A 19,147-nucleotide genomic window follows, 5' to 3' on the forward strand; every position below is an offset into this window, starting at 1 on the left:
ATGGCGGAGCTGCTGCTTGAAGTGAAGGACCTGCACGCCGGCTACGGCAAGGCCGAGGTGCTGCACGGCATCACGCTGCCGGTACACGCGGGCCAGGTGGTCACGGTGATCGGCCCGAACGGCGCGGGCAAGTCCACGCTGCTGGGCGCCCTCATGGGCCTGTTACCGCTGCGCGGCAGCGTGCGCTTTGCGGGCCAGGACATCGCCCGCCTCACGCTGGAAGAGCGTGTGATGACCGGCCTGGCGCTGGTGCCCGAGCGCCGCGAACTGTTCGGCACCATGAGCGTGGAGGACAACCTGGTGCTCGGCGGCTGGCGGCCGATGAAGCAGCGCCTGCCGCGCTGGCGCGATGGCCTGGAGCAGGTCTACGAGCTGTTCCCGCGCATGAAGGAGCGCCGCGCGCAGGCGGCCGGCACGCTGTCGGGCGGCGAGCGCCAGATGCTCGCCATCGGCCGGGCGCTGATGGGCCAGCCCAAGCTGCTCATGCTCGACGAGCCCAGCCTGGGCCTGGCCCCGCTCATCGTGCGCGACATCTTCCGCATCATCGAGACGCTGCGCGAACGCGGCGTCAGCATTCTGCTGGTGGAGCAAAACGCGCGCGCGGCGCTGAACGTGGCCGACGAAGGCCACGTGCTGGAGACGGGTGACGTGGTGCTCTCGGGCCCTGCCGCGCAGCTCGCGGGCGACTCGCGTGTGATCGACACCTACCTGGGCGCGAAGAAGGCATGAGGGTTCCCGAATGAGCTGGACTTACGAAGCCCCTCTCGAGCACATGCGCTTCGTGCTCGAACACGTGCTCGACGCGCCCACGCACTGGAAGGCCTGCGAGGCGTTCGCCGATCTCGACCTCGACACCGCCGATGCGGTGCTGGAGGAAGCCGCGCGCTTCGCCAGCGAAGTCCTGCAACCGCTCAATAGCACGGGCGATCTGGAAGGCTGCGTGCGCGAGGCCGACGGCCGCGTGCGCACGCCCACGGGCTTTCCCGCGGCCTACCAGGCCTTTGTGGCCGGTGGTTGGCCCGCTCTGCCCTGCGACCCCGCCTGGGGCGGCCAGGGCCTGCCCTTGCTGCTGGACGCCGCACTGCGCGAAATGCTCGACGCGTGCAACCACGGCTGGAACATGTACCCGGACCTGCTGCACGGCGCCTACGAAACCATCAAGGCACACGGCAGCGACGACCTCAAGGCCCGCTACCTGCCCAGGCTCGTCAGTGGCGAATGGCTCGCGGCGATGGCGCTCACCGAACCGCAGGCGGGCAGCGACCTCGGCCAGCTGCGCACGCGCGCCGAGCCGCAGGCCGACGGCAGCCTGCGCATCAGCGGCAACAAGATCTTCATCAGCGGCGGCGAGCACGACCTCACGGACAACATCGTCCACCTCGTGCTGTGCCGCCTGCCGGACGCACCCAAGGGCACCAAGGGCCTGTCGCTCGCGCTGGTGCCCAAGGTCCTGCCCGATGGCTCGCGCAATGCGCTCTTCTGCGACGGCATCGAGAAGAAGATGGGCATCAAGGCCAGCGCCACCTGCGCCATGCGCTACGACGGCGCGACGGGCTGGCTCATCGGCGAACCGCACCGTGGACTCGCCGCCATGTTCCTGATGATGAATTCGGCGCGACTGCACGTGGGCCTGCAGGGCCTGGGGCACCAGGAGATGGCCACGCAGAACGCGCGCCGCTACGCCGAGGAGCGTGTGCAGATGGGACGTGCCATTGGCGAGCACCCGGCCGTGCGCCAGTTGCTCGACCGCCTGGACGTGACGACCCAGGCCCAGCGCGTGCTCGCCTACCGAGCTGCGCTGGCGCTGGATCTGTCGGAACAACACAGCGATAGGGCGGTGCGCGAACGCGAAAAGCGTTTCGCCGCGTTGCTCACCCCCATCGTGAAGGCCTTCTGCACGCACCAGGGCTTCCACGGCCCGGCCGCGGCCCTGGGTGTGTGGGGTGGCAATGGCTACGTGCACGAATACGGCATAGAGCAGACGGTGCGCGATGCGCGCATTGCGATGATCTACGAGGGCACGAACGAGATCCAGGCGATCGACCTCGCGCAGCGCAAGCTGCTGGCCGATGCCGGTGCCACCGCGTTCGAACTGCTGGACGCGCTGCGCGCCGAACTGCCCGAACAGGACCCGCTGCGCGACTTCATCGACGAATCGCGCACGCACCTGCCAAGCTGGCTGAACCGGGTCGCGCAAGACGGCGCACACCTGCTGGAGAGCGCCGACGACCTGCTGCACGGCTTGGCCCACACGCTGCTGGCCTGGGCGGTGGGTCGCATGGCCGCCATGGCCAACGCCTTGCCTGACGAGGCGGCCGCGCGCCAGCGCGCCCTCGCCACTGCCTTCATTCGCCATGCGGTCCCGCAAGGCCGTCTGCACTGGCAGCGCGCCCTGGCGGCCACGGCACCACGCTGAGCACGCGCCGGGCGGCGCGTGCGTGCGCCACCCAAAGAAAAAGCACCTGGCAGAACCCTGCGCAGGTGCTTTTTTATTGCTCGTCTGGAGGCGCGTGGCGGAGTCGAACCGCCCTAGACGGATTTGCAATCCGTTGCATAACCGCTTTGCTAACGCGCCAGATCGGGCCCGACAAAAAAGGGAAGCCGAGCTTCCCTTTTTGCGAATCTGGAGCGGGAAACGAGTCATGCACTAGAGCGCTAAGTCTCTGTTTCCCAATCACTTTCTCCACCGTGGTGATCAGCGAAGAACTCAATTATAGCCTTGTTTTTCGCCCTCGGCAACAAAGTTCATCCAACCACTTCCACCAGCGTCCAAGGATGGTCCATCCACCCGTCATTACGCCTGATGCGTCGAGCTGCTCAGCGGGTTCGCTATCGAACTCCCAACTTGCGACGATCATGACTTGCGCTCGCTCAGCAGGCAGCGCGGGGTGGTGTCGCGTGGACTGCCTGGCACCTGGACGGCTGTAGGACACGACCGCCGGCATCGGAACACCGCAAGTACTCATCTTTACATCGCTGCGGCTAACTTCGCCGGAGCGCAACACGGCGCCAGTGTAGTGGCTGCCAGCCTCAACGAAGGCGTGCAGCAATCCGGTTCATCTGCTCGATCTCCGCGCGTTGGCCATCGGAAATCGCTTGGCATAGGTTGACGAGTTCCGGATCTGAGAGCTGCGCCTCGCGGCACATGAGGATAGCTCCCGAATGGTGCGGGACCATAGACGCGATGAACTGTCGATCGCCGATTCCGGTTTGAGCACGGGTCGCGGCAAAAGAACCGAGTGTGAGAACGGCAAACAAGCCGTACAGCACGAGATTGAGCCGCCGGTTTGGAAACATGCCGGGCATTGTCGCTAGCATGAAGATGCCCATTGGCGCCCACATAGTGACCGCCATGTAGAGCATGTTGAGATTGTTTCTGAAGTCCCTGGCGCCGTCGATCATGCTGAACATTACGAAGTACATGACGACGAGTCCCAACACCATGTTCACCCAGAACTTGGCGTAGGGTCGGCCGTGCTTACCCATCTGACCGGATGTGTGATGTTGATGTTCATGGGAATGTTCAGCCATCTCCGTCTCCTATGTGCTGGGGCAACCTGGCAGGGTTGCACTGGTACTGCGGCAGATACTTTGTCGATATATCAGCATGTGAAGCGATGCATCACTAGCCGCTGATTTCCAGTCCCCAACTGGACGTAGGGACGTCGAACGCTTCAACTCGCGGGTCTTGAACCGTCTGGATATCAGACCATACCAAATCGGTCTTGATGGGCTTTGCGCCACCTATGACGCTGGTACCGTGAGCGCCAGTATCGAGCTTGCGTCCTCATCGCTCGATGGGCCGGCAACTGATCAATTCTTGCATATCAAGCAAGACAAGGCCACCTGCGGCGGATGCCAATGGCCTCCTCCGCCTTCGCTTAGGGCATCGCCTCAAGCGTCCGTTGCAGGCCATAACGACACAACAGCCCTTGGGCAAGAAAGGAGCCGGTGATGTAGCGCACCCGAAAGGAGATGAAGACATGCACAAGGACATTTCAACATCAAAGGTGTTCTATCGTCCCATCGAGGCGGCCATCCGATGGGCTGGGTTGCTGCGGTATCTGCCGATGATCCTGGCCACGATCGCGTCACCGCGTGTCCTGCCTCCGTCGCTGAACTGCCCTCGATGGAATGAGTGCCGGCTGCACTCGGAACGTATCTATGACGGCATCCTCAACGGAGAGCTGCCCTACGGCAAGAACGGGATCACGCTCAATGATCCGAAGCTGCTGAATTCTCTGGATCTGACTGTTCGCCATGTCGATCTGAAGCGTTGGATGCGCACCCACTATCCCGAGCACCGGCCAGGATTCCTGTTCAGCCGTGGCGAACGCATGGCGCACCCCTTCATCACCATGGAAACAGGACAGGCGATCCTGGTCGAGCGGCTGGCCCTTCAGGCCGCGCTTGAACATGCCCGGCGCCAGATGCGGGAATTGCAGGAGCAGCACGACACCTTGCTCAAGCAATCTGCCGTGCTGCTGGCCTCCAAGCAATGCGAGATCAGCGAGCGAGCTGAGACGACGTATCTCAACATCATCGGCGGGATGCTGACGCTGATGCTGGGCCAGTCCCCTTCGGGTGTGCCTTATTCCAGCTTCAAGACTCAGGAGGCACTCGTCTCGGCATTGGTCGCCCATTATGGCGGCACCATGGGCATTACGGAGCGAACCTTAAACGGCAAGTTCGCCAACGCCAGGAAGTACGTCCGTAGCGCAAGCGGATGAGGCTATCCAGCTTGTATGTGCAACCGCGGATATTGCATTTGCAGTGTCTTCCCGCAGCCAGGTCTATTGAATAGAGGTCACGCCAACAAACGCCACCGAGCGTTCAGGAGTGACCGCCATGTCGCAGACACCTGTACTCCCGCCGAACGAGCGCCGCATCCTGCGGCTCGATGAAGTCGAAGCGAAGTCCGGCTTCAAACGCGCCCACATCTACAACCTGATGAAGAAGCGCCAGTTCCCCCAGGCGCTGCGCCTGGGCGTGCGCGCCGTCGGCTGGGATTCGATCGAAATCGACCAGTGGATCGCCGAGCGCCTCAACCACCGGACCTGACCCGTTCTCCCGCGGACTTCCCATTCCCAGCAGGAGAGCGCCATGCAGGTCGTATCCATCATTTCAACGAAGGGCGGCGTCGGCAAGACCACGACGGCCGCCAACCTGGGCGGGCTCGCCGCCGATGCGGGCCTGCGTGTGCTGCTGCTCGACCTCGACGTGCAGCCCACGCTGTCTTCCTACTACGAACTGGCTCACCGCGCACCCGGCGGCATCTACGAGCTGCTGGCCTTCAACGAGCGCGACCTCGGCCAGCTCGTGTCCCGCACGGTCGTCGCGGGCCTGGACCTGGTGCTCTCCAATGACCACCGGGGCGAGCTGAACACCTTGCTGCTGCACGCGCCGGACGGACGCCTGCGGCTGCGGCATCTGCTGCCGGCGCTTGCGCCGCTCTATGACCTGGTGCTGATCGACACCCAGGGCGCGCGTTCCGTGCTGCTGGAGATGGCGGTGCTCGCCTCCGATCTTGCGCTGTCGCCCGTCACGCCGGAAATCCTCGCGGCCCGGGAGCTTCGACGCGGCACCATGCAGTTGCTCGAAGACATTGCGCCGTACCGGCACCTGGGCATCGAACCGCCGCCGCTGCACCTGCTCATCAACCGCGTTCACCCGGTGTCGGCGAACGCCCGACTGATCCAGCAGGCCCTGCGCGACCTGTTCCAAGACCATGCTGGCATCCGTGTGCTCGCCACCGACGTGCCCGCCATCGAAGCCTATCCGCGCGCCGCGACGCGCGGCCTGCCGGTGCATCGGGTCGAGCACCGCCAGCCGGCCGGCAGAGTCGCCCCTGCCGCGCTCGACACGATGCGCGCGCTCGCCAGCGAGTTGTTCCCGCAATGGCAGGACCGACTGGCTCAAGTATCCGGTCGCCCGCCACGTCCTCTTGATACCGGGAGGCCCCATGGCGAACGCACATGAACTGGCCCGCGGCCACAAGCGGCTGCGCGCCCTGATCGAGTTCGCGGTCGGTGAAGGCTGGCACGTCAAGCGCACACCGGGTGGGCACCTCAAGTTCACCAAGGCCGGCTGCGCGGCGATCTACACCAGTTCGACCGCGAGCGACCAGCGGGCCGGACTGAACGCCCGTGCGCAGATCCGCCGCGCCGAGCGAGAGGCCCGCATGGCGCCGGCCGGCGGTCGTGGGGACTGCGAGGGGTGCGGCCATGGCTGACCTGACCTCGCAGGACATGGCCGGCAAGCTGCTCGCGGCGGGCTTCGAGCGCAGCGGCCCAGCGGCTACGGCCTTGAGCGACCCGATCGCGGACACGCCCATGGTCGTGACGCTGGACCAGTTGCGGCCCTACGACCATGACCCGCGCATGAAGCGCAACCCGGCCTACGAGGAAATCAAGGCATCCATCCGCGAGCGCGGCCTGGACGCGGCGCCGGCCATCACGCGCCGGCCCGGCGAGGACCACTACATCATCCGCAACGGCGGCAACACGCGGCTGGCGATCCTGCGCGAACTCTGGTCGGAGACCAAGGAAGAACGCTTCTTCCGCATATCGTGCCTGTTCCGGCCATGGCCAGAGCGCGGTGAAATCGTCGCGCTGACCGGGCATCTTGCCGAGAACGAACTGCGCGGCGGCCTCACGTTCATCGAGCGCGCGCTCGGCGTCGAGAAAGCACGCGAGTTCTACGAGCAGGAGAGCGGCGCCGCCCTGAGCCAGTCGGAACTGGCCCGCCGCCTGGCGGCCGATGGCTTTCCCGTCCAGCGGTCGCACATCACCCGCATGGCCGACGCGGTGCGCTACCTGCTGCCCGCCATTCCCACTGTGCTCTATGGCGGCCTGGGGCGCCACCAGGTCGAGCGACTGTCGGTCATGCGCACGGCCTGCAAGCGCACCTGGGAGCACTATGCCAAGGACCGCTCGCTGCCGCTGGACTTCGACAGCTTCTTTCAGGAGGTGCTGGCGCAGTTCGACACGCAGGGCAACGAGTTCGCGCCGCAGCGCGTGCAGGACGAGCTGATCGGCCAGATGTCCGAGCTGCTGGGCATCGGCTACGACGTGTTGGCGCTGGACCTGACCGAATCGGAAAGCCGCCACCGGGCGCTGGTCAGCGACCCGACGCCACCTGCGGCGCCGCCGGCGTTGCCTTCGCCCACCGCCGGCACGCCGACTCCCCCGGGCGCAGCATCGTCCATCGCCACGCCTGCACCAGCGGCCAGTCCATCACCCGCCGGCCCTCCGGTGTCCGAGCCCACCTTGCGCCACGACGACACGTCGGCTGGCGAAGCGACCACGGGAAGCCAGACGGCCGCACCGGGCGATCTGCTTCGTGAGCACATCGTCTCGCCGGCGCCGACGACCGAACGGCTGCAGTCGATTCAGCGCATGGTCGCCGACCAGTTGGGCGATGCGCTGCCGCCCGACTTCTCGGCGAGCGTGCTGCAGTCCATCCCGGTGCAAGCCGGCGGGCTCTATCCGATCTCCGACGTCTGGTACATCGACGCCGGCCTGGACACGCCCGATCGGCTGCGCATCCACATCGCGCAGTTCGCGCGCGAGATCGCCGGGGAGGCAGGCCTGGACGAGTGCATCGAGGATCGCGCCTATGGCATCGGCTTCGTTTGCTGCGCGCCCGCCCATGCACCATCGCCGATCGGACGGGCGGTGCTGGCGCTGCTTATCACTCTGACGGGTCAGCCCACTGCTGAAGCGGGCGTGGATGGCGCGCAGCTCGCCGCCGACTTGCCAGCACTGCTACACGGCCAGGATCAACACCACGGCGACTGCACAAGGCGCTTGAGCGACACCGCGTTGGTCAAGCTCTTCCGTCTGCTGCGCCTGGCCCGGCGTCTGCTGGACCTGGAAGCCGGCACAACGGCGCCCGGGGCGTGAGCGAGGGAGGCCGCATGTCCACATCGCATCCGCTCAACCAGGCCGTGATCGGCCAGGCACTGTATGACCTTCGCAACGGCCAACTGCGCCGCTGCAAGGCCATGGGCTTCGGCGAGGCCGAGCTGGATGCGCTCAAGCACCCCGCGCTGATCAGCGTGCTGGCCAACGCCAGCGTCTCGTGGTGCTCCGTCACGGTCAACCGCGAAGTGCTGCAGCGCCTGCTTAACCAGGCACAGGACGTGGAGAAGGAAATCGCCACGGTCGATCGCATGCTGCGGCTGGGGGCCAGCACGGAGATGGTCAGCCGCTTCTATGGCCTGACCCATCAGGAAGTCGCCCTGCGGCGGGAGATCCTCGGCCTGCCCAAGCGCAAGGGGCGCCACCCCGTCCTGGACGAGGCCCAGGACACCGAACTGTGGCGGCAATGGAAAGCCGTGACCAGCAGCAGGAACGTCGATCTGGAGGACGAGACCTCGATTCTCGATGCGGCCATGGACCTGGCCGAGGGCATGTCACTGCCGCTCTCGGTGGTCTGGGCCGCGATCAGGAACTGGGTCGATCAGGGATTGGGCTAGGCCATGGCCGTGGACGACACCGCCCCACGAGCCCCGCGTCAAGGCCCCATCGCACTCGCCGACCTGTTTGACGCTGCGCTGAAGGACCTCGCGCCCAAGTCCAGCTCTGGCGCTCCCGCGTCCCTGCCTGCTCCAACGCCCACGCCTCCTACGTCCGGCGACGCCTTCCTGTTCAGTGGCAATCGGCACGAGAGCGTGCCGCGGCGGCTGTTCCTCGACCGCCGCCTGACGCCGCTGGAGCGCAACGCCTGGCAGGTGTTCCGATTGATGCTCAACGACGACGGCGTGACGGCGTTCCCGACCTATGAGCAGTTGCGGCCGTGGCTGGCGTCGATGCCCTGCGCAGGCCAGGCCTCCCATGAGACCGTGGCGCGGGCGCTGACGCTGCTGCGCCTCACCCGATGGCTGAGCCTGGTGCGACGACGGCGCGACCCCAGGAGCGGCCGCATCCTCGGCAACCTCTATGTCCTGCACGACGAACCCCTGACGCCGTTCGAGGCGATGCAGCTCGACGCCGACTACCTGGCCCTGGTCAGCCAGTCGCTGGGGCATTCGGCCAAGGCCGTCCAGGTGGTGGGACTCAACACCCTCCAGGAGATCGCGGACGACCCGATGCTGTCCGGACGCACCTTGCCGTCGCGGCTGCAAGTGCTCGCCGAGCGCCTGGCCGACCAGGGCATCACCGCCTCCGAAAGTTATCCACAGGCGGATGCGATCCACGATTCCGAAGAAGGGCCCAGGAGCCTTCTTCGGAATGGCGAACGCCCCTCTTCGGAATCCGAAGCAGGGCCGAAACCCGCTCCAGACGGCGCTCTTCGGAATCCGAAGCAGGACCGTACAGTACGTAGTAGTCGTATTGATGAAGTACGTACTACCGCGCAGGCGCGTGCGCTGGGCGACCTGCAATGGCCCAAGCGCTTCGCGGAACTGAAGGCGGAACAGCAGGCCGGAGCCAGGATGGCGTTGCAGCAGGTGGACGCCGCCCTGCGGCAGGCCGTGCTGGACGAATGGGCCGCACGGTGCGGCAAGCATGGCATCCGCAACCCCGCCGGATATCTGTTCGGCATCATCCAGCGCGCCATGCGCGGCGAGTTCAATGCGTGGGCCAAGCAGACCGGCCCGGCACCGCCAACACCATCGGCGGCGCGAGCGCCACCGCCCGAGGTGGCGCGGCAGCACATCGAGCGCCTGCGCGATCTGCTGCGCAAATCCTGAGCACAGGGCCTGGCAAGGCCATGAAGCAGACCTCCTTGGCGGTCGGCAGAAACGGTCCCCAGGGGACGGCTGTGTGGTGAAACCCCGGGCGACGGCGCGACATGCTGCGCAAAACCTGAGTAGAGCGCATGCAAGACCATGAAGCAGACCTCCATGGCGCTCAACGGAACGGTCCCCTGGGGACGGCTGCGCGGCGAAGGATCGTGTCGAACGGCAGCGCGACGTGCGGTGCAGCACGCATACCGTCAACAACCGAGGACGGGAACGCCGATGTGAGTGCCCATCTGCGGAGCGGTCCCCAGGGGACCGTTGCGCGCTGCGCCGCCAGCGCGCACAGAACCGGGGGTCGGCTCATTTCGGTTTGTTGACTGACTGCCTTCCGCCGCATGCGGATGCTGGCGGCTCCCTGTCCACCAGCGAGCGATCACCATGGCAACCAGCAACGAACCATTGCAACTCAACCTCGGCTCCCTGCGCAGCGCGATGTCGCTGACGCTGCACACCCACCACGCCTCCCGCATCTGGCATGGCCGCGCCGCCGCCGAGGGGCGACCGGGCATCGTCGGCCTGAACGGCTACATCGCCGTCATGAACAAGATGAAGCGCGGCTCGGAGCAGGACGACCCGTACAGCGACTGGTGGATGCTGCGCATCGAAGACAAGCTCGACCAGACCAAGACCACGCTGCAGACGCTGCGCGAACAGGTGGACCAGGCCCTGGCCGGCGTGCCCGCCGCGTTGACCCTGGGCGAGAACCTCAACGTGCAGCCCGTCAAGCTGCCGCTGTTCGTCAATGCGCAGTTGGGCTTTGCCGCCGTCTATCTGCTGGCCGACTACGACGACATCGCGCGCAAGCTGATCCTCGCCCACCACACCGCGCTGATTGACCGCAGCACTTTGGAGCGCTGGCTCAACGAGGGCGCGCACGCGCTGCGCAGCCTGTTCTCGCTGGCCCAGCAGTACCGCTACTCGGGCTGCACCCGCGACGATTTCGCGGCGAAGAATGCCGCAGCGCGGGCCGCGCTGGAGAAATTCGGTGAACTGCCGCAGGACGTGCTCGAAGGCACGCGCCGCTCGAAGTTTGCGCCGCCCATCGTGCGCCGTGGTCTGCAACTGCGCGGTGAGAGTCCTGCCGCAGCCGCTACCAGCGTCGATGGTGATGCGGCCGCTGCTGCTGACCCGTCCGAAGGCGCAGCCACTGCCGGCGAGGACGAATCCGCATGAGCGATCTGAACCAGCCGACCCGCTACTTCCGGGGCCTGCAACAGGGAACCTTCATGCGCCTGGAACACGCGGCCTCTCTAAAAGGCCTTTTAAAGCCTTTTAAAGGTAAAGGGGACTTGGAGGCCTGGGCCAGCCAGTGCTTCGCCATGCGCGACGAACTGATTGCCTTGTCGCAGCGACAGGTGCTGGCGCAGGCGTGTGGGCATCCCTTCCACCTGCTGCTCGTGGAACTGGCCCAGCAGACCACTGGCGCGGGAACGACGTTCCTGCGCTGGCGCAGGCACGACCGCTCGGCCATGGGCGTGGCCCTGTGGCAGGCGCTGATGGCGAGCACCAGCACGCCGGTCAACCTGCTGGCCGACCTGCACGCGATCGAGCTGCAGCGCATCACGCTGAACATGCAGATCAGCCTGTTGCACACCCTGGGCAGGCAGGCCCAGGAGTGCGCCAGCAAGGCCGCCGAGGCGGAAGACGCCTACCTGCGCCGGCTCGCGTCCATACCCTCCGCAGTGCGCGATCGGTGATTGCGTCGGGCCCCCCAGCACGCGCCCGACGCCGACATGGCACGGGTATTTCAACCACCAAGGAGATTGCACCATGAGCACTCATTTTTCGGGCGAAGGCAACATCGGCTCGTCCCCCGAGTACCGGGAGTTCCCCAACGGCAACGACGAACCGCGGCGCTTGCTGCGGCTGAACGTGTATTTCGACAACCCCGTTCCCACCAAGGGCGGCGACTATGAGGATCGCGGCGGCTTCTGGGCGCCGGTGGAAATCTGGCACCGCGAGGCCGCGCACTGGATGGACCTCTACCAGAAGGGCATGCGCGTGCTGGTTGTCGGCCGCATGGAGCGCGAACCCTGGACCGACAACGAGGATCAGCCGCGCGAGACCTGGCAGATCAACGCGCGCAGCGTCGGCATCCTGCCGTTCCGCATCGAGTCCGTCGTCCTGAGCCCAAAATCGCAGGAGACCGCGCAGGACGCGCAGCCCAAGCCCCAGGCCGACCAGCAACCGGCTGCGCCGAAGGACCCCAAGCGCAGGAGGTGACCCGGCATGGGGGCGGCCGCAGCACGTCGCCGCCCCCATGTCCTCGCGAGCTATCCCCTGGGGATAGCTCCACCGACTTCCACCGGCTTCCACGCGCTCCCGAACATCGCGGCTCCCGGCCCGCACACCACCGGCCGCACGCCATCCCGCCCAAGCCGTTCCATCGGCGTGAAAGCGGTCGCTGCCGCATGCAGCTTGTTTGCTGCTGCCCCAACAGGCGCTCGGCATCCTCGATCCCAGCAACTCCATGAACAACGGGAAGCGGATGGACGGACATGCGGCTGTTTCTGTGCGAGAAGCCCTCCCAGGGCAAAGACATCGGCCGGATTCTCGGCGCCACGCAGCGCGGTGAAGGCTGCCTCAACGGCTCCGGCGTCACGGTCACCTGGTGCATCGGCCATCTCGTCGAAGCGGCAGCACCCGAGGTCTATGACGCGGCGCTCAAGCGCTGGTCGCTGGAACAGTTGCCCATCATTCCCCAGCAGTGGCGGGTCGAGGTCAAGCCGAAGACCGCCACGCAATTCAAGGTCGTCAAAGCGCTTCTGGCGAAGGCGACCCAGCTTGTCATCGCCACCGACGCCGACCGCGAAGGCGAACTGATCGCCCGCGAGATCATCGACCTATGCGGCTACCGCGGCCCCATCGAACGCCTGTGGCTGTCGGCGCTCAACGATGCGTCCATCCGCACCGCGCTCGGCAAGCTGCGGCCCTCGGCCGAGACGCTGCCGATGTATTACTCGGCGCTGGCGCGCTCGCGCGCCGACTGGCTCGTGGGCATGAACCTCAGCCGGCTGTTCACCGTGCTCGGGCGGCAGGCCGGCTACGACGGCGTGCTGTCGGTCGGGCGTGTACAGACCCCGACGCTAAAGCTCGTGGTGGACCGCGACCGCGAGATCGCGGCTTTCAAGTCGGTGCCGTTTTGGGCCATCGACGTGTCTTTGTCCGCAGGCGGCCAGGCCTTCACCGCGCAGTGGGTTGCCCCCGATGCCAGCACCGACGACGCCGGCCGCTGCCTGCAGCAGCCCGTCGCACAGCAGGCCGCGCAACAGATCCGCGCCGCGGGCAGTGCCCAGGTGGTGTCGGTCGAGACCGAGCGCGTGCGCGAAGGCCCGCCGCTGCTGTTCGACCTGGGCACCTTGCAGGAAGTCTGTTCCAAGCAGCTTGGGCTGGACGTGCAGGAAACCTTGGAGATCGCCCAGGCCCTGTACGAGACGCACAAGGCCACGACGTACCCGCGCTCGGATTCGGGCCACCTGCCCGAAAGCATGTTCGCCGAGGTGCCCACGGTCCTGGACAGCCTGCTCAAGACCGATCCCACGCTGGCCCAGATCATGGGCCAGCTCGACCGCACCCAGCGCTCGCGCGCCTGGAACGACGGCAAGGTGACGGCGCACCACGGCATCATCCCGACGCTCGAACCTGCGAATCTCTCCGCCATGAGCGAGAAGGAACGGGCGGTGTACCGGCTGATCCGGGCACATTACCTGGCCCAGTTCCTCCCGCACCACGAGTTCGACCGCACCGTGGCCGAGCTGTCCTGCGGCCAGCAGAAGCTGGTGGCTACAGGCAAGCAAGTCGTCGCCAAGGGCTGGCGCCTGGTGCTGGCCGAACCGCAAGCGGACGAGGACGGCGATGGTGCCGCGCGCAGCCAGGTGCTGCCTGCGCTGCGTGACGGGATGGCATGCCAGGTTGCCGGGGCCGACATCAAGGCCCTCAAGACGATGCCGCCTAAGCCCTATACCCAGGGCGAACTGGTCAAGTCGATGAAGGGTGTTGCGCGTTTCGTGACCGACCCGCGCCTGAAGCAGAAGCTCAAGGACACGACGGGCATCGGCACCGAGGCGACGCGGGCCAACATCATCAGCGGGCTGATCGCCCGCGGCTACATCGTGAAGAAGGGACGCTCCATCCGTGCATCGGATGCGGCGTTCACGCTGATCGACGCCGTGCCCGCGGCGATTGCCGACCCCGGCACCACCGCCGTCTGGGAACAGGCGCTGGACATGATCGAGGGCGGACAACTCACCCTGGATGTGTTCATCAGCAAGCAGGCCGCCTGGATTTCGCAGTTGATCGCGCAGTACGGCAGCACGTCCCTGTCCATCAAGGTTCCCCAAGGACCGGCTTGTCCGCAGTGCGGCGCACCCACGCGCCAGCGCACCGCAAGAGCGGCCCGTTCTGGTCGTGCAGTCGCTACCCCGACTGCAAAGGCACGCTGCCGGTGGAAACCGGCACGTCCAGGCGTGGTGCCTCGCGTCCACGCCGTACCAGTGGCGGCGGCCGCAAAGGCGTCTGACCGCCCCCGTTCCCCGTGAGCCGTGTCCGCCATCGGCGGTGTGGCCCGTGTTCCGCATGCCCTGCGGGACGCCCAGCGCGCAACGCCTTCTTGATCTGTGCGCGCGTCCCGTCCGGCCATCCCAGGCCGCGGGACCTGAAGGTGGCTTCTCCGCGAACCGCACCCCGCGCGTTCTCCTCGTCTGCATTCCTTCCGCCGCTGCGAAGGGTCCCCCGATGGCTTGCCTGCGCGAGCCACCCGGAGACCCTTCGTGGTCAGCGGTATTCGGTGCCGGTGCCCGCCGGCGCAAAAACGGGCTCCCTTTGTGCGCGGATGTGCGCCAGACGATGCCGGCCCCAGCCACGACATGGGCCGGGTGTGATTGCTTGATGAGCAGACGGTTCTAGCGACGACCGGGCCTGCCAATCAGCCCACGGGTGGTTCCTCTTTCCTCCCGAGCCGAAGGCCCCTGGGGCCTTCGGCGCCTTTCTCCTGCCTTTCAACGCCCCGGCCAGGGCGATGGCCCTGCGCCATACGAACAGGAGACCGACATGCACCCGAAACTTTGCGCACCGCCGCGCAACACGCCGCTGCTCTACGGCAGCGTCTGCAGCGGCATCGAGGCCGTGAGCCTCGCCTGGCAACTGCTCGGCCTCGAAGCCGCGTGGTTCGCCGAGATCGAGCCGTTCCCGAGCGCCGTGCTCGCCCACCGTTACCCCCGCGTGCCCAACCTGGGCGACATGACCGCGATCGCCCGCCAGGTCCGCGCCGGCACCGTGCCGGCTCCCGACATCCTGGTCGGCGGCACGCCGTGCCAGTCGTTCAGCGTGGCCGGTGCGCGCCAGGGCCTGAACGACCCGCGCGGCGTCTTGACCCTTGCCTATGTGGAGCTTGCAAATGCCATCGACCAAACCCGCCATGAAGACCGCCGCCCGGCGGCAACCCTCGTCTGGGAAAACGTCCCCGGCGTCCTCAGCGACCGCAGCAATGCCTTCGGGCACTTCCTGGGAGCACTGGCCGGCGAAAGCCGTGTGCTCGAACCGCCAGGGCAAAAATGGGCGCACGCAGGCTGTGTGTCTGGACCCCAGCGCCGCATCGCCTGGCGCGTGCTCGACGCTCAATATTTCGGCGTCGCCCAACGGCGCCGTCGCGTGTTTCTTGTGGCAAGTGGTGGAGGTGGCGTCGATCCCGCCGAGGTACTTTTTGAGTGCGACGGCGTGCGCTGGGATTCTTCGCCGGGCTTCGCGTCGTGGCAAGACGCTGCCGGCGCTGCTGGATCGGGCGCTGCGGCAGCAGGCGGGTACTCGGGATATGCAGGACTGAAGCAGCCCTACGGCAAGGCCACGGTGACGTTCGGATTCGGCGGGGGCAACACCGCAGGCCCCATTGACGTCGCGGCCTGCCTGACCGCGGCACCTGGCCCGAAGAACGACTTCGAGGTCGAGACCTTCGTGGCGCAGTCCATCGCGGGCAGCATCAGCCACACGCTCAGCACCGCCAACGGCGGCAAGGGCTGCAGCGAGGACGGCACCGGCAAGGGTGTGCCGATCATCGCCTTCACCGCCCAGGGCTGCGGAGCCGATGCAACGATGGCCTGGGCACCGACGCTGCGCGCGGGCGGGCATCGCCTCAGCCACGCGAATGCCGGCGTCGTGCCGGCCATCGCGTTCGCGCAGAACTCGCGCGGCGAGCTGCGGCTGGAATCCGGCCACGGCCAGCTTGCCGGGACGCTCTCCACGGGTGGCGGCAAGCCGGGCCAGGGCCGGCCGATGGTGTTCGGCGTGGCGCTGCGCGGTCGCACCGAAGGCCTGGCCGCTGAACTGGGCGATGGCGTCTCGACCGCGCTGCGCACCAGCAGCGGCGGTGCCGACAAGCCCCATGTGCTGGCACCGGACTTCGAGGCACATTTCCGCTACGACTGGAACGACCCCGGCCCGGGCGACTGGTCGCAGTGGCGGGTACGTCGGCTGATGCCTGTGGAGTGCGAGCGGCTGCAAGGCATGCCCGACGACTACACGCTGGTGCCGTACCGCGGCAAGCCCGCCGCCGACGCGCCCCGCTACAAGGCGATCGGCGACTCCATGGCCGTGCCGTGTGTCGCGTGGCTGGGCCAGCGGCTGTTGCAGTGCCCGCACAAGACGGGATCGAGCGCTTCGGATTGATGCACGACGCGGCCGGCGGGCCGCGTGATCCTCCCTCCTGCATTGCCGACGCATCGGCAACAGCCAGCAGCCAGGGTGTCAAGGCTGCCGTGGGTTCCTCCCACGCCACCCGCCAGTTCGCCCCGGCATCTCTCCGGCGAACGCTGCCCACCGGGCATCGATGCCACCTTCCTCCAACCCACGGGATGTATGCCGCGTCCCGTCAGGGGCGTGTCGTCAACCCGGTCGATAACAGGACTTCCTATGGACACCATCACCCGACAAGACCGCATCACGCTCAAGAACCTCAAGGTCGCGGATTTCGCGAGCGAGGAAACGCTGTGCTTCACCGCCACCGTCATGTTCGACGGCAGGCCCATCGCCGAAGCCCGCAATGACGGACACGGCGGCTCGACGTTCGTGCGCCCGCTGCAAGGCCAGGCCGCGCTGCTGGCCCAGGCCGAGGAATTCGCCAAGAGCCTGCCGCCGGCATCGCTCGACGTCGAACGCGAGGACGACGAGCCGCTTCTCATCGACATGACGCTCGACTTCCTCGTGGACCAGTTGGCCGATGCCATGCATGCGGAGCGCAAGCTGCGCACCGCGTTCAACCGCGACATCGGCAACAAGGTGCTGTTCATCAAGGACGGCCGGCTGCTGTTCCTCAAGGGCATCAAGCTCAAGGCCATTGCCGACCGCGCGGCGCATTTCGCAAAGCTGCGCAGCCGACAGGACCAGCCCATCATCATCCTGGCCGAGCTGCCAGCGGACGAGGCATTCGCCATCTGGAAGCAGCATGTCCTGGGTGACAAGCCCCGCTGATCCAGCCTCACCGCACCGTCATGACCGCCCCGCACTCGTTGCGGGGCTTTTCTTTGTCCTGCGCACATCAATCGGGGCTGGACCAGATGCCGATTTCCAACTGACGTGGCGCGGCACCCTCACGAAGCTGCCCGCATGTTCGCTGATTCGTCAGCACATGCCAGCAGCCAGGGTTTCAGGCTGCCGCGGGGTTCTCTCCGCGCAACCCACCAGTCCGCATCGCATCCATTGCGCGGACGCGCGTTCCCAAGACGCTGATGCTTTTTTTCAACCGCGTGCGGGAGCTGCCATCCCGTGAGGGACAGGGCCCCGCTTTCCCAAGGAGCCCATCCATGTCCCAGCAAGCCTCTTTCGGCCGATTCGGTCAATTGGCCTTGACCTACTGCGGCAAGTTCCTGCCGCTCGAAGTCCTGCACAGCGCCGCCGGCCACTACATCGGCACGCGCGATACCGAAGGTCCCGTCTCGCGGGAATCTCGTGAGTACTTCCGCAGCCATGCCGCGGCTCAACGTGCCCTCGAAAGAGGCGGCTGGTCCCAGCTCGCCATTCCCTGATCCAACTGGAGGAATCACGTCATGAACCAGCTTCTGCCGCAGGAAGTCGTCGATCAGATCGTTCGGGAAGAACGGCATTTCAGCGCCGCGCCCCAAGCCTTTTTCGAGGCCTGGAAGCGTGGTGTCGAGATCGCCGGCCCGCAATGGTTTGGCGATGGCACCCGTGAAGGTCTGAACCAGGCCAAGAGCAAGTGGGATCTGCGTCCCGACATGCTGCGCCTCAACGATGCCCTCGGCGTCCTGAGCAGCGGGGAACGCATGTTCCTGTCCGCGATGGTCAGCTTCTACAACGCGCGCGAGGGCGGTGCCATGCTCAAGCGCTGCCACTTCAACGGGTTGTCGGACTTCGACGGCCTCGATCTGCCTCGTCGCCAGGTGATCGCCGACCTGCTGCTGAACTACAGCGGTTGGTGAGCCGGTCCCCGGCACATCTTCATCACTGCGTTCACGCGACCCCATGAGGGACATGCGCCTCGTCCGAGGCCATGTCCCTCGCGTTTTCTCCCCGCCCAGTGCCATCCGGCATCAGGCGGTTCCCCTGCGGATGCCATCGTCCGCAAGGGCTGGCTCCGTTCATTCATCGAAAGGAGCCTTCATGGCCAACAACTACTACGAAGCCACCGGCGTTCTCGTGCTCGACCGAGTGACGCCCGTCATCCAGGCGCTGTTCGGCACCTTCGCGCTGGACGAGAGCCACCCCGGCAACGGGCAGGCCTACATCGCCCAGATCGCCGAGACCACCAATCCGCAATGGCCGGACGTGCTCGATGGCCTGGAAGACTTTGCCACGCAACTCGGCATTCCGATGCCGGACGACGAAGGGTTGTCGATCCCGCCGCTGCTCGAATTGCTCGCCGTGCACTTCGGTGCTGATGAGGACGACGAGCTGGCGAACTTGATCGAGCGTCATTCGTTCGAGGGCACCGCCGATCTCGATGCGTTGTTTCTGATCGCCACCCGGTTCGATGACGGCCACCACCTGACCGCCATCCAGTTCGAGGGATGCTGGTATTGCAGCAAGCCGCGGCTATTCGAGTTCGGCGGCAACGGCTGCTACCTGAGCCGCGCGGTTCGCGTCATCACCTCCTCCTCCCAGGCCCTCCAGCTCGGCGACCAATTGCGCAAGGCCATTGTGGCCGCCGACATCGAAGAGGCTTCGGCCCTGCTCGCGCTGGAGACCATCAATCTGCTGGCGGGCGTCAGCGACGAGCCATTCCGCATGAATTTGCGCCGGCGCGTCGCCGAGCGATTGGCCCAAACGCCAACGATCAGCGCCACCTGACGCTGTTCCCTTTCTTTCCACCCACCGGGGTTCTGTCGCGTTGCCAGTTGATAAACGAGTTTGGGGTAGGAACGGATGCCAGTTCTTCAAACGGGACGGATTTGT

Annotated in this window: 18 protein-coding genes, 1 tRNA gene and 1 pseudogene; 18 read left to right on the forward strand and 2 right to left on the reverse strand. The window is 66.3% G+C overall.

All coding sequences use genetic code 11. The features are described from left to right. Both BN948_RS19370 and BN948_RS19375 read left to right on the forward strand, forming a co-directional pair. On the forward strand, nucleotides 1–729 hold the full coding sequence (locus BN948_RS19370) for an ABC transporter ATP-binding protein (RefSeq protein ID WP_009517734.1): 729 nt from the start codon (nucleotides 1–3) through the stop codon (nucleotides 727–729). Nucleotides 730–739: 10 nt separating this feature from the next. Continuing rightward, nucleotides 740–2,416, forward strand: a complete 1,677-nt coding sequence (locus BN948_RS19375; protein WP_009517733.1) for an acyl-CoA dehydrogenase family protein — start codon at nucleotides 740–742, stop codon at nucleotides 2,414–2,416. 85 nt (nucleotides 2,417–2,501) lie between these two features. On the opposite strand, the gene BN948_RS19380 is transcribed toward BN948_RS19375, so the two are convergent. Both BN948_RS19380 and BN948_RS19385 read right to left on the reverse strand, forming a co-directional pair. Then, nucleotides 2,502–2,575 (reverse strand) — tRNA-Cys (locus BN948_RS19380). A 455-nt stretch (nucleotides 2,576–3,030) separates the two neighbouring features. After that, nucleotides 3,031–3,531, reverse strand: a complete 501-nt coding sequence (locus tag BN948_RS19385) for a DUF305 domain-containing protein (RefSeq protein WP_003098996.1) — start codon at nucleotides 3,529–3,531, stop codon at nucleotides 3,031–3,033. 452 nt (nucleotides 3,532–3,983) lie between these two features. On the opposite strand from BN948_RS19385, the gene BN948_RS19390 reads away from it, so the two are divergent. The 16 genes and pseudogenes from BN948_RS19390 to BN948_RS19465 all read left to right on the forward strand — a co-directional run bounded on the left by BN948_RS19390 (nucleotide 3,984) and on the right by BN948_RS19465 (nucleotide 19,042). Continuing rightward, nucleotides 3,984–4,730 (forward strand): hypothetical protein, encoded by a 747-nt coding sequence (locus tag BN948_RS19390; protein WP_009517731.1) that lies wholly within the window; start codon nucleotides 3,984–3,986, stop codon nucleotides 4,728–4,730. Nucleotides 4,731–4,848: 118 nt separating this feature from the next. Next, complete coding sequence (locus BN948_RS19395; RefSeq protein WP_003090093.1) at nucleotides 4,849–5,061, forward strand: AlpA family transcriptional regulator; 213 nt, start codon at nucleotides 4,849–4,851, stop codon at nucleotides 5,059–5,061. 42 nt (nucleotides 5,062–5,103) lie between these two features. After that, nucleotides 5,104–5,979 (forward strand): ParA family protein, encoded by an 876-nt coding sequence (locus BN948_RS19400; RefSeq protein ID WP_009517730.1) that lies wholly within the window; start codon nucleotides 5,104–5,106, stop codon nucleotides 5,977–5,979. Continuing rightward, nucleotides 5,963–6,232 (forward strand): hypothetical protein, encoded by a 270-nt coding sequence (locus tag BN948_RS19405; protein WP_009517729.1) that lies wholly within the window; start codon nucleotides 5,963–5,965, stop codon nucleotides 6,230–6,232. Before BN948_RS19400 ends, BN948_RS19405 begins: the two co-directional genes overlap by 17 nt. Beyond that, nucleotides 6,225–7,904: a ParB family protein gene (locus tag BN948_RS19410; protein WP_009517728.1), complete on the forward strand. Its 1,680-nt coding sequence runs from the start codon at nucleotides 6,225–6,227 to the stop codon at nucleotides 7,902–7,904. Before BN948_RS19405 ends, BN948_RS19410 begins: the two co-directional genes overlap by 8 nt. 14 nt (nucleotides 7,905–7,918) lie before the next feature. Continuing rightward, the gene (locus BN948_RS19415) at nucleotides 7,919–8,479 is read left to right on the forward strand and encodes a DUF2857 domain-containing protein (RefSeq protein WP_035623254.1); all 561 of its coding nucleotides are present in this window, start codon (nucleotides 7,919–7,921) and stop codon (nucleotides 8,477–8,479) included. Between the two features lie 3 nt (nucleotides 8,480–8,482). Next, entirely contained in the window at nucleotides 8,483–9,694 is a 1,212-nt protein-coding gene (locus tag BN948_RS19420) for an STY4528 family pathogenicity island replication protein (protein ID WP_009517726.1), read from the forward strand. A gap of 429 nt (nucleotides 9,695–10,123) precedes the next feature. Further along, on the forward strand, nucleotides 10,124–10,918 hold the full coding sequence (locus BN948_RS19425; RefSeq protein WP_035623255.1) for a PFL_4669 family integrating conjugative element protein: 795 nt from the start codon (nucleotides 10,124–10,126) through the stop codon (nucleotides 10,916–10,918). Continuing rightward, a complete protein-coding gene (locus BN948_RS19430) occupies nucleotides 10,915–11,442 on the forward strand; it encodes a DUF3158 family protein (RefSeq protein ID WP_035623258.1) in 528 nt (175 codons plus the stop codon). The genes BN948_RS19425 and BN948_RS19430 overlap by 4 nt, the downstream gene beginning before the upstream one ends. Nucleotides 11,443–11,515: 73 nt before the next feature. Then, nucleotides 11,516–11,968, forward strand: coding sequence for a single-stranded DNA-binding protein (locus BN948_RS19435; protein WP_035623262.1), 453 nt, complete (start codon nucleotides 11,516–11,518; stop codon nucleotides 11,966–11,968). A gap of 275 nt (nucleotides 11,969–12,243) precedes the next feature. Then, a pseudogene (locus BN948_RS19440) lies at nucleotides 12,244–14,264 on the forward strand (DNA topoisomerase III). 530 nt (nucleotides 14,265–14,794) lie between these two features. Continuing rightward, on the forward strand, nucleotides 14,795–16,405 hold the full coding sequence (locus tag BN948_RS19445) for a DNA cytosine methyltransferase (protein ID WP_035623264.1): 1,611 nt from the start codon (nucleotides 14,795–14,797) through the stop codon (nucleotides 16,403–16,405). Between the two features lie 243 nt (nucleotides 16,406–16,648). Then, a complete protein-coding gene (locus BN948_RS19450; RefSeq protein WP_035623269.1) occupies nucleotides 16,649–17,206 on the forward strand; it encodes a hypothetical protein in 558 nt (185 codons plus the stop codon). A 332-nt stretch (nucleotides 17,207–17,538) separates the two neighbouring features. Further along, nucleotides 17,539–17,760, forward strand: a complete 222-nt coding sequence (locus BN948_RS19455) for a hypothetical protein (RefSeq protein ID WP_003120032.1) — start codon at nucleotides 17,539–17,541, stop codon at nucleotides 17,758–17,760. A 21-nt stretch (nucleotides 17,761–17,781) separates the two neighbouring features. Further along, a complete protein-coding gene (locus tag BN948_RS19460; RefSeq protein WP_003050375.1) occupies nucleotides 17,782–18,174 on the forward strand; it encodes a hypothetical protein in 393 nt (130 codons plus the stop codon). Between the two features lie 181 nt (nucleotides 18,175–18,355). After that, nucleotides 18,356–19,042: a hypothetical protein gene (locus BN948_RS19465; RefSeq protein WP_035623273.1), complete on the forward strand. Its 687-nt coding sequence runs from the start codon at nucleotides 18,356–18,358 to the stop codon at nucleotides 19,040–19,042. Nucleotides 19,043–19,147: the final 105 nt, after the last annotated feature.

It is taken from the genome of Hydrogenophaga intermedia, assembly GCF_000723405.1.
Classification (GTDB): domain Bacteria; phylum Pseudomonadota; class Gammaproteobacteria; order Burkholderiales; family Burkholderiaceae_C; genus Hydrogenophaga; species Hydrogenophaga intermedia.

Coding starts and splice junctions, on each gene's coding strand:
- BN948_RS19435 (WP_035623262.1), top strand. CDS start 11,516: ATGAGCACTCATTTTTCGGGCGAAGGCAACATCGGCTCGTCCCCCGAG.
- BN948_RS19460 (WP_003050375.1), top strand. CDS start 17,782: ATGAACCAGCTTCTGCCGCAGGAAGTCGTCGATCAGATCGTTCGGGAA.
- BN948_RS19430 (WP_035623258.1), top strand. CDS start 10,915: ATGAGCGATCTGAACCAGCCGACCCGCTACTTCCGGGGCCTGCAACAG.
- BN948_RS19425 (WP_035623255.1), top strand. CDS start 10,124: ATGGCAACCAGCAACGAACCATTGCAACTCAACCTCGGCTCCCTGCGC.
- BN948_RS19420 (WP_009517726.1), top strand. CDS start 8,483: ATGGCCGTGGACGACACCGCCCCACGAGCCCCGCGTCAAGGCCCCATC.
- BN948_RS19375 (WP_009517733.1), top strand. CDS start 740: ATGAGCTGGACTTACGAAGCCCCTCTCGAGCACATGCGCTTCGTGCTC.
- BN948_RS19450 (WP_035623269.1), top strand. CDS start 16,649: ATGGACACCATCACCCGACAAGACCGCATCACGCTCAAGAACCTCAAG.
- BN948_RS19405 (WP_009517729.1), top strand. CDS start 5,963: ATGGCGAACGCACATGAACTGGCCCGCGGCCACAAGCGGCTGCGCGCC.
- BN948_RS19385 (WP_003098996.1), bottom strand. CDS start 3,531: ATGGCTGAACATTCCCATGAACATCAACATCACACATCCGGTCAGATG.
- BN948_RS19370 (WP_009517734.1), top strand. CDS start 1: ATGGCGGAGCTGCTGCTTGAAGTGAAGGACCTGCACGCCGGCTACGGC.
- BN948_RS19455 (WP_003120032.1), top strand. CDS start 17,539: ATGTCCCAGCAAGCCTCTTTCGGCCGATTCGGTCAATTGGCCTTGACC.
- BN948_RS19465 (WP_035623273.1), top strand. CDS start 18,356: ATGGCCAACAACTACTACGAAGCCACCGGCGTTCTCGTGCTCGACCGA.
- BN948_RS19445 (WP_035623264.1), top strand. CDS start 14,795: ATGCACCCGAAACTTTGCGCACCGCCGCGCAACACGCCGCTGCTCTAC.
- BN948_RS19390 (WP_009517731.1), top strand. CDS start 3,984: ATGCACAAGGACATTTCAACATCAAAGGTGTTCTATCGTCCCATCGAG.
- BN948_RS19395 (WP_003090093.1), top strand. CDS start 4,849: ATGTCGCAGACACCTGTACTCCCGCCGAACGAGCGCCGCATCCTGCGG.
- BN948_RS19415 (WP_035623254.1), top strand. CDS start 7,919: ATGTCCACATCGCATCCGCTCAACCAGGCCGTGATCGGCCAGGCACTG.
- BN948_RS19400 (WP_009517730.1), top strand. CDS start 5,104: ATGCAGGTCGTATCCATCATTTCAACGAAGGGCGGCGTCGGCAAGACC.
- BN948_RS19410 (WP_009517728.1), top strand. CDS start 6,225: ATGGCTGACCTGACCTCGCAGGACATGGCCGGCAAGCTGCTCGCGGCG.